The sequence below is a fragment of the Streptomyces laculatispora genome (assembly GCF_017353455.1).
In the GTDB taxonomy this organism is placed as follows: Bacteria; Actinomycetota; Actinomycetes; order Streptomycetales; family Streptomycetaceae; genus Streptomyces; species Streptomyces laculatispora.
On the sequence record NZ_JAFMPZ010000389.1, the window covers coordinates 1 to 7,529 of the forward strand.

9 protein-coding genes are annotated in these 7,529 nt (G+C 71.6%); 8 read left to right on the forward strand and 1 reads right to left on the reverse strand.

All coding sequences use genetic code 11. From position 1 onward, the window contains the following. The 7 genes from J1C73_RS19945 to J1C73_RS19975 form a co-directional block, all read left to right on the forward strand. Nucleotides 1-847, forward strand: an 847-nt coding sequence (locus J1C73_RS19945) for a segregation and condensation protein A (RefSeq protein WP_207317606.1), incomplete at its 5' end; no start/stop codon positions are given. Next, nucleotides 844-1,491: an SMC-Scp complex subunit ScpB gene (scpB, locus tag J1C73_RS19950; RefSeq protein ID WP_123468958.1), complete on the forward strand. Its 648-nt coding sequence runs from the start codon at nucleotides 844-846 to the stop codon at nucleotides 1,489-1,491. The genes J1C73_RS19945 and scpB, both read left to right, overlap by 4 nt. Beyond that, nucleotides 1,491-2,717 (forward strand): pseudouridine synthase, encoded by a 1,227-nt coding sequence (locus tag J1C73_RS19955; protein ID WP_207317607.1) that lies wholly within the window; start codon nucleotides 1,491-1,493, stop codon nucleotides 2,715-2,717. Before scpB ends, J1C73_RS19955 begins: the two co-directional genes overlap by 1 nt. A 131-nt stretch (nucleotides 2,718-2,848) precedes the next feature. Next, entirely contained in the window at nucleotides 2,849-3,502 is a 654-nt protein-coding gene (gene pnuC, locus J1C73_RS19960; protein ID WP_207317608.1) for a nicotinamide riboside transporter PnuC, read from the forward strand. Continuing rightward, nucleotides 3,499-4,578 carry an AAA family ATPase gene (locus tag J1C73_RS19965; protein ID WP_207317609.1) on the forward strand — a complete coding sequence of 360 codons (1,080 nt, stop codon included), beginning with the start codon at nucleotides 3,499-3,501 and terminating at the stop codon, nucleotides 4,576-4,578. Before pnuC ends, J1C73_RS19965 begins: the two co-directional genes overlap by 4 nt. Further along, a complete protein-coding gene (locus J1C73_RS19970) occupies nucleotides 4,575-5,309 on the forward strand; it encodes an NUDIX hydrolase (RefSeq protein WP_123468950.1) in 735 nt (244 codons plus the stop codon). The genes J1C73_RS19965 and J1C73_RS19970 overlap by 4 nt, the downstream gene beginning before the upstream one ends. Continuing rightward, nucleotides 5,306-6,328, forward strand: a complete 1,023-nt coding sequence (locus J1C73_RS19975) for an ADP-ribosylglycohydrolase family protein (protein WP_207317610.1) — start codon at nucleotides 5,306-5,308, stop codon at nucleotides 6,326-6,328. The genes J1C73_RS19970 and J1C73_RS19975 overlap by 4 nt, the downstream gene beginning before the upstream one ends. 88 nt (nucleotides 6,329-6,416) lie before the next feature. Here the strand turns inward: J1C73_RS19975 and J1C73_RS19980 are convergent, their stop codons facing one another. Further along, entirely contained in the window at nucleotides 6,417-7,124 is a 708-nt protein-coding gene (locus J1C73_RS19980; RefSeq protein ID WP_207317611.1) for a nucleotidyltransferase domain-containing protein, read from the reverse strand. Nucleotides 7,125-7,202: 78 nt separating this feature from the next. Here J1C73_RS19980 and J1C73_RS19985 point away from each other — a divergent pair. After that, nucleotides 7,203-7,529, forward strand: a 327-nt coding sequence (locus J1C73_RS19985) for a DUF1304 domain-containing protein (protein WP_207317612.1), incomplete at its 3' end; no start/stop codon positions are given.

Genomic DNA, 7,529 nt, shown 5'->3' on the forward strand with positions numbered 1-7,529 from the left:
CGCTACCGCCCCGGCCGCCCCCGCAGCCGACAACGGCCGCTTCACCGTCCGGCTGGCGAACTTCGAGGGGCCGTTCGATCTGCTGCTCCAGCTCATCTCCAAGCACAAGCTGGATGTGACCGAGGTCGCGCTGTCCAAGGTCACCGATGAGTTCATGGTCCACATCCGGGCCATGGGGCCGGACTGGGACCTGGACCAGACCACCGAGTTCCTCGTCGTCGCGGCGACCCTCCTGGACCTCAAGGCCGCCCGGCTGCTGCCCACCGCCGAGGTGGAGGACGAGGGGGACCTGGCGCTGCTCGAAGCCAGGGACCTGCTCTTCGCCCGGCTGCTGCAGTACCGCGCGTACAAACGCATCGCCGAGATCTTCAGCGCCCGCCTCGAATCGGAGGGCCGCCGCTACCCCCGTACCGTCGGGCTGGAACCGCACCATGCGGAGCTGCTGCCCGAGGTCGTGATCAGCATCGGGGCCGAGGGCTTCGCCAGGCTCGCCGTGAAGGCGATGCAGCCCAGGCCCCGGCCGCAGGTCTACATCGATCACATCCACGCCCCGCTGGTCAGCGTGCGCGAGCAGGCCGGGGTCGTGATGGCGCGGCTGCGGGAGGCGGGGGAGATCAGCTTCCGGGAGCTGACCGAGGACGCTGCGGACACCCTCACCGTCGTCGCCCGGTTCCTCGCGCTGCTGGAGCTCTACCGCGAGAAGGCCGTCGTCCTGGACCAGGACGAGGCGCTGGGGGAGCTGATGGTGCGCTGGGCCGGGGAGCAGGGGGCCGAGCCCATCGTGACGGACGAGTTCGACCAGGAGACACCGGACGTGCGGGACGAGCGGCAGGACGTGAAGGCATGAGCGAACAGGACGTCACCGGATCCACCGTCGCGGACCTCGGTCTCAAGCCCGCCCTGGAGGCCGTCCTCATGGTCGTCGACGAGCCCGCCACCGAGGAGCACCTGGCCAAGGTGCTGGAGCGGCCCAGGCGCGCGGTCGCCGACGCGCTGCGCGAGCTGGCCGACGAGTACACCGTGCAGCGCCGCGGCTTCGATCTCAGGCTGGTCGCGGGCGGCTGGCGGTTCTACACCCGCCCGGAGTACGCGGCGGCGGTCGAGGGCTTCGTCCTGGACGGCCAGCACGCCCGTCTCACCCAGGCGGCGCTGGAGACTCTCGCGGTGGTCGCCTACCGGCAGCCGGTGAGCCGTTCGCGGGTCTCCGCGGTGCGCGGCGTGAACTGCGACGGGGTCATGCGGACCCTGTTGCAGAGGGGCCTGGTCGAGGAAGCGGGCGCGGAACCCGAAACAGGTGCGATCCTGTACAGGACGACGAACTACTTTCTGGAGCGAATGGGCCTGCGTGGCCTGGACGAGCTCCCGGAGCTCGCGCCCTTCCTCCCAGAGGCGGACGCGATCGAGGCTGAGACGCTAGAGGGTGTGCCGTCGTTCGATCCGGACGCACCGGACACCCCGGATACTCACGCAGACGACAAGACGGAATTTTGATGCGAAGCAGTGGCAGGAACAGCGGAAGCGGCAGCGGCGGCGGCAGGAGCGGCGGCAGCAGCGGCGGCGGAGCCAGGAGCGGCGGCGGTACCGGCGGCAGGAGCGGCGGCAACAGCGGCGGCGGAGCCAGGAGCGGCGGCAGGAACAACACCGGCACCGGCAGGAACAGCAACCCGAACCCCCGGGTCTCCGGCTCCGAGCGTGACGACAAGCAGGAGCAGCGCGCCCGCCGGCCCCGTCCCGAGGAGCGCCGCTACGACGTCGGCAACGACAAGCCGGGCGGCGACGGCGGCACCCGCAAGGGCCGCGGCGCGGCGGCCCGCGGCGGCGCCAAGGGCGGCCCGAAGGCGGCGACGGGCGGCGCCAGGAGCGCCGGCCGGCGTGCCCCGTACGGCGCCCCCGCCCGTCCGCGCGAGCTCGACGCCAAGATCGAGCAGCGCAACCGCGACAGGTACGCGGACAAGCCCGAGATCAAGACGCCCAGGACCAACCCGGGCGCCGAGGAGGAGGGCGAGCGCCTGCAGAAGGTGCTGGCCCGTGCCGGCATGGGCTCGCGCCGCTCGTGCGAGGAGCTGATCGACCAGTCCCGCGTCGAGGTGAACGGCGAGATCGTCGTCGAGCAGGGCATGCGCGTCGATGTGAACAGGGACGAGATCAAGGTCGACGGCCTGACCGTGGCCACCCAGTCGTACCTCTTCTTCGCGCTGAACAAGCCGGCCGGCGTCGTCTCCTCCATGGAGGACCCGGACGGCCGCCAGTGCCTCGGCGACTACGTCACCAACCGTGAGACGCGGCTCTTCCACGTCGGCCGGCTGGACACCGAGACCGAGGGCATCATCATGCTCACCAACCACGGCGAGCTGGCCCACCGTCTCACCCACCCCCGGTACGGCGTGAAGAAGACCTACCTGGCCGCCATCCAGGGACCGCTCCCGCGCGACCTGGGCAAGCGGCTCAAGGACGGCATCCAGCTGGAGGACGGCTACGCCCGCGCCGACCACTTCCGCGTCGTCGAGAACACCGGCAAGAACTACCTGGTCGAGGTGACCCTCCACGAGGGCCGCAAGCACATCGTCCGCCGGATGCTGGCCGAGGCCGGCTTCCCGGTCGAGCGGCTCGTGCGGACGTCGTTCGGACCGATCCCGCTGGGCGACCAGAAGTCGGGCTGGCTGCGCCGGCTCACCAACACCGAGGTGGGCATGCTGATGCGCGAGGTCGGTCTGTAGACCGCCCCGCACCCACAGCTCACGGCCCGCGGCCGGTTCCTGGATTTCGATTTTCGGACAGGAACCGGCCGCGGGCCTTTTGCTACCTGCGTTCGACCTTTATAGTCAGAATGACTATTAAGGAGGCGGGTGTGAGTCTCGCGGACGTCCTCGATCCCCTGCAGCAGCCCCTGGTGACGGTCCTGGACACCCCGGTCAGCTGGACCGAGGTGCTGGGATTCGGCAGCGGGGCGCTGTGTGTCCGGCTCGTGGCCCGACAGCACCTCGCCAACTGGCCGATCGGCATCGCCAACAACCTCTTCTTCATCCTGCTGTTCACCCAGTCCGGTCTGTACGCCGACGCCGGGCTCCAGATCGTCTTCATCGCCCTTGCCGCGTACGGCTGGTGGACCTGGGCCCACGGGGGTGGACCAGGGACGGACGGCCTGCCGGTGCGGAGCACCACCCGCGCCGAGTGGGTCCTGCTGCTCGCGGCAGGGGTGGTGGGGACCCTCGCGCTGACCGTCCTGCTGGACCGGGCCACCGACTCCACGGTGCCCTTCTGGGACGCGCTGACGACCGCGCTGTCGCTGGCGGCGACGTACGGGCAGTGCCGGAAGCTCGTCGAGTCGTGGTGGCTGTGGATCGCCGCCGACGTGGTGTACATCCCGCTCTACGCGTACAAGGAGCTCTACCTCACCTCGCTGCTGTACGCAGGCTTCCTGGCGCTGTGCCTGATCGGCCTGCGCGACTGGAGGCGTGATCTCACCGTCCACCGGCCGGTACCCGCGGAGGTCGTGGCATGAAGCGTTTCGCGCACGGACTGGTGCTCGGCAAGTTCTACCCGCCGCACGCCGGCCACCACCACCTCGTCCGCACCGCCCAGGACCGCTGCGAGCGGCTGACCGTGCTGGTCTGCGCCGCCTCGGTGGAATCGGTCCCGCTCGCCGACCGGGTCGCCTGGATGCGCGAGGTGCACCCGAACGTGACGGTGGTGGGCGCCGTCGACGACACCCGGATGGATCTCCACGACCCGGCGATCTGGGACGCCCACATGGCGGTCTTCACCCAGGCCGTGCCCGAGCCCGTGGACGCCGTCTTCACCTCGGAGCCGTACGGGGACGAACTGGCCCGCCGCTTCGGCGCCGAGCCCGTCTGCGTCGACCCCGGCCGCACGGTCTTCCCGGTCTCCGGTACCGCTGTGCGCGAGGACCCGGCGGGCTGCTGGGACTTCCTCGAACCGCCGGTGCGGGCCGCGCTCACCCGCCGGGTCGTCGTCCTGGGCGCCGAGTCCACCGGCACCACCACTCTGGCCCGCGCCCTCGCCGCCCACTACCGCCGGCGCGGCGGCGTCTGGGCGCTCACCGGGTATGTCGCCGAGTACGGGCGCGAGTTCAGCGAACAGAAGCTGGCCGCGCTGCGCGCCCGGTGGCCCCGCGCCCAGTGGGAGGACGTCGCGTTCACCACCGACGACTTCCCGCTGATAGCCGAGGCCCAGAACGCCCGGGAGGAGGCGGCCGCCCGCACCGGGTCCCCGGTGCTCATCTGCGACACCGACTCCTTCGCCACGACGGTCTGGCACGAGCGGTACGTCGGCGGCCGCAACCCGCTCGTCGAGCGCACGGCCGACCGGGCCGGCCACCACCTGTGGCTGCTGACCGACCACGAGGGCGTCGCCTTCGAGGACGACGGACTGCGCGACGGCGAGGAGCTGCGGCCCTGGATGACCGACCGCTTCCGCGCCGAACTCACCCGGACCGGAAGGAACTTCATCGAACTCACCGGAAGCCGCCAGGAGCGCCTGGCCACGGCCGTCGAGGCGGTCGACGCCCTGCTCGCCGAGGGCTGGGACTTCGCCGCACCCCTCCCGGAGCGGCGATGAGCGGCGCCGCACCCGAGGGCTACGACCCGCACGCCTTCGAACCGTTCGCGGTCACCGTCGACCTGGCCGTCTTCACGGTCCGCGACACCCGGCTGCACGTCCTGCTCGTCGAGCGGGGCGAGGACCCGTACAAGGGCCACTGGGCGCTGCCCGGCGGCTTCGTCCTGCCCCGCGAGTCCGCCGGGAGCGCGGCCCGCCGGGAACTGGCCGAGGAGACCGGGCTGAGCGAGGAAACCGTCTCGGCCCTCCACCTGGAACAGCTGCGGACCTACAGCGACCCGGACCGCGACCCGAGGATGCGCGTCGTCTCCGTCGCCTACGCCGCGCTCGTCCCGGATCTGCCTGAACCGCGCGGCGGCGGCGACGCGGCCAGCGCCCGCTGGTGGGACGCCGAAGAACTCGGCGCGCTCGCCTTCGACCACGACCGCATCCTCGCCGACGCACGCATCAGGATCGGCGCCAAGCTCGAGTACACCTGTCTGGCCACCGCGTTCTGCCCGCCCGAATTCACCCTGGGGGAGCTCCAGCAGGTGTACGAGACGGTCTGGTGCGTCGAGCTGGACCGGCCCAACTTCCGGCGCAAGGTCCTCACCACGCCCGGCTTCGTCCAGGCCGTGGAGGGATCACCGCGCCGCACCGGCGGACGGGGGAAACCGGCCGCCCTCCACCGGGCGGGTGCCGCGACCGCCCTGCACCCCCCACTGCTGCGACCGGAAGGAAGAAGCACGTGATCGTGACCAGGACCATCACCAAACAGGCCGCCACCGGCGCGCTGACCGGGCTCGCGCTCGGTGACGCGCTGGGCTTCCCGACCGAGTTCAACAACGTGCCGTCGATCCTCGCCAAGTGCGGGCCGTGGCGCCAGATGAGGCTGCCGAACCCGGCCTTCGTCACCGACGACACCCAGATGACACTCGCCCTGGGGCGCGGCATCCGGTCCGCCATGGACCGCGGACTGCTCACCCCGCTGCGGCTGGTGCGCCCGGTGCGCGACGAGTTCGTCGACTGGTACCACTCGCCCGACAACAACCGGGCCCCCGGACGCACCTGTATGACCGCCTGCCGGATGCTCGACAGCGACCGGATCTGGCAGGAGGCCAGCCAGACCGGCTCCAAGGGCTGCGGCGCCAACATGCGGGTCGCGCCCGTCGGACTCGTTCCCGGACTGAGCGACGAACAGCGCGCCGGAGCGGCCCAGTTGCAGGCTGCCCTCACCCACGGACACCCGACCGCACTCGCCGCGTCCGACCTGATGGCCCGCGCGGTGTACCTGCTGGCGCAGGGCGCCGAGCCGGTGGGACTGATCGGGCAGCTGCGCAGCTACGCGTACGAGAACAGCGGCCACTACCTCACGCGCTGGCTCGGCGACCTCTGGCGGTACGCGGGCGACTCCTCGCCGGAGCTCTACATCCAGCGGGGCTGGGAGGAGTGCCTCACCGCGCTGGCCCGCGTCCAGGACGCGCTGCGCAACCCGTCCCCGGAGACCGATCCCTGCGAGGCGACCGGCGACGGCTGGGTCGCCGAGGACGCCCTGGCCACGGCCCTGCACTGCTTCCTGCTCTTCCCCGACGAACCGGTCACCGCGCTGCGCCGTGCCGCCTGCACCCGGGGCGACTCGGACTCGCTCGGCTGCCTGACCGGCGCACTCGCCGGGGCGCACCTGGGCTCGGGGGCCTGGCCCAAGGAGTGGTCGGAGCGGATCGAGTACCGCAGCGATCTGCTGTCGCTGGGGGCGCTCTGGGACTCCTGAGCCAACCGTCCGGACGCGGCGCGATTCCGGACCGCCGGGCTGCCGGTCACCGGCCTCGGCCCGGTCGTCGCCGCGGCCGCCTCGGCGCTCAGCCGGCCTCCGGGGCCCGGAGCGCCGACGTCCGGCGGGTGCGGATCAGGAAGTCCTCGATCCGTGCCCGGTCCGGCTCCGCGGGCAGCGGCGAGGCGGTGGCGGCCTCGTCGTTCTCCTCGGCCAGTCTCGCCATGCGCCGCTCCACCTCCGGCCAGCCGACCTCGCCCCGCTTGACGGCCAGCAGCTCGTCGCGGGCCGCGCCCACGTCGATCGTGAGCTCTCCCGTACGCAGCAGATCCCGGCCGCTCGCCAGCAGCCGCAGCAGATGCATGGCGTGCTTCCAGCGCGGCGCCCCGTACTGCCGGACGTCCGCGTCCAGCTTCCGGCGCTGGCCCAGCGCGTAGCGGACGAAGGTCCCGTGGGCCTGCCGGGACAGGAACGCCCCGCGCAGCGAGAGGAGCTCACGGCCGGTCGCGTCGGCCTGTTCCACCAGGGGCGAGTGCAGGCACTCCAGCACATTGGGGTTGGCCCGCAGCGCCAGTTCGCAGAAGCGCTCCAGCTCCCAGGAGAACTGTTCATCGGCCGGTCCCTCCACATGGGCCGGAGGCTTGTCGAACCGCCAGAACAGCGGGGTCGGCGCGAGGAAGACCCCCCGCCGGTCGGTGTCGCTGCCGTCCGTGGCGAGCCCGAAGGCGCGCGAGCCCATCACGCACGAGTAGACGGTGTGGTCGCGTACCAGCGCCTCGTCGGAGGGAGTGATCATGCGGGGAGGCTACGCGATCGACTTCCTCTACAGTTGTCCAGGAAGTCACGTCGATACGGAAGGCCGCAGGTCGTCACCATGCAGACAGCAGCCCAGGTGCTGGTCGCGCTCGTCGCGCTCATCCACGCCTGTTTCCTGGTCCTCGAAATGTTCCTCTGGGACACCCCGCGCGGCCGCAAGGTCTTCGCCACGACACCGGAGTTCTCCCGGGAGAGCGCACCGCTGGCCGCGAACCAGGGGCTCTACAACGGGTTCATGGCCGCCGGGCTCGTCTGGAGCCTGATCGCCGGTGACCCCGTCGCCCGCCCGGCGCAGATCTTCTTCCTCTGCTGCCTGGTCGTGGCCGGGGTGTACGGCGCCGCCACCGTCAGCCGGAAGATCCTCTTCGTACAGGCGGTCCCCGCC

Excerpts from the sequence above, each read along its gene's own strand:
- J1C73_RS19965 (WP_207317609.1), top strand. The coding sequence starts at position 3,499 with ATGAAGCGTTTCGCGCACGGACTGGTGCTCGGCAAGTTCTACCCGCCG.
- J1C73_RS19970 (WP_123468950.1), top strand. The coding sequence starts at position 4,575 with ATGAGCGGCGCCGCACCCGAGGGCTACGACCCGCACGCCTTCGAACCG.
- J1C73_RS19980 (WP_207317611.1), bottom strand. The coding sequence starts at position 7,124 with ATGATCACTCCCTCCGACGAGGCGCTGGTACGCGACCACACCGTCTAC.
- J1C73_RS19955 (WP_207317607.1), top strand. The coding sequence starts at position 1,491 with ATGCGAAGCAGTGGCAGGAACAGCGGAAGCGGCAGCGGCGGCGGCAGG.
- scpB (WP_123468958.1), top strand. The coding sequence starts at position 844 with ATGAGCGAACAGGACGTCACCGGATCCACCGTCGCGGACCTCGGTCTC.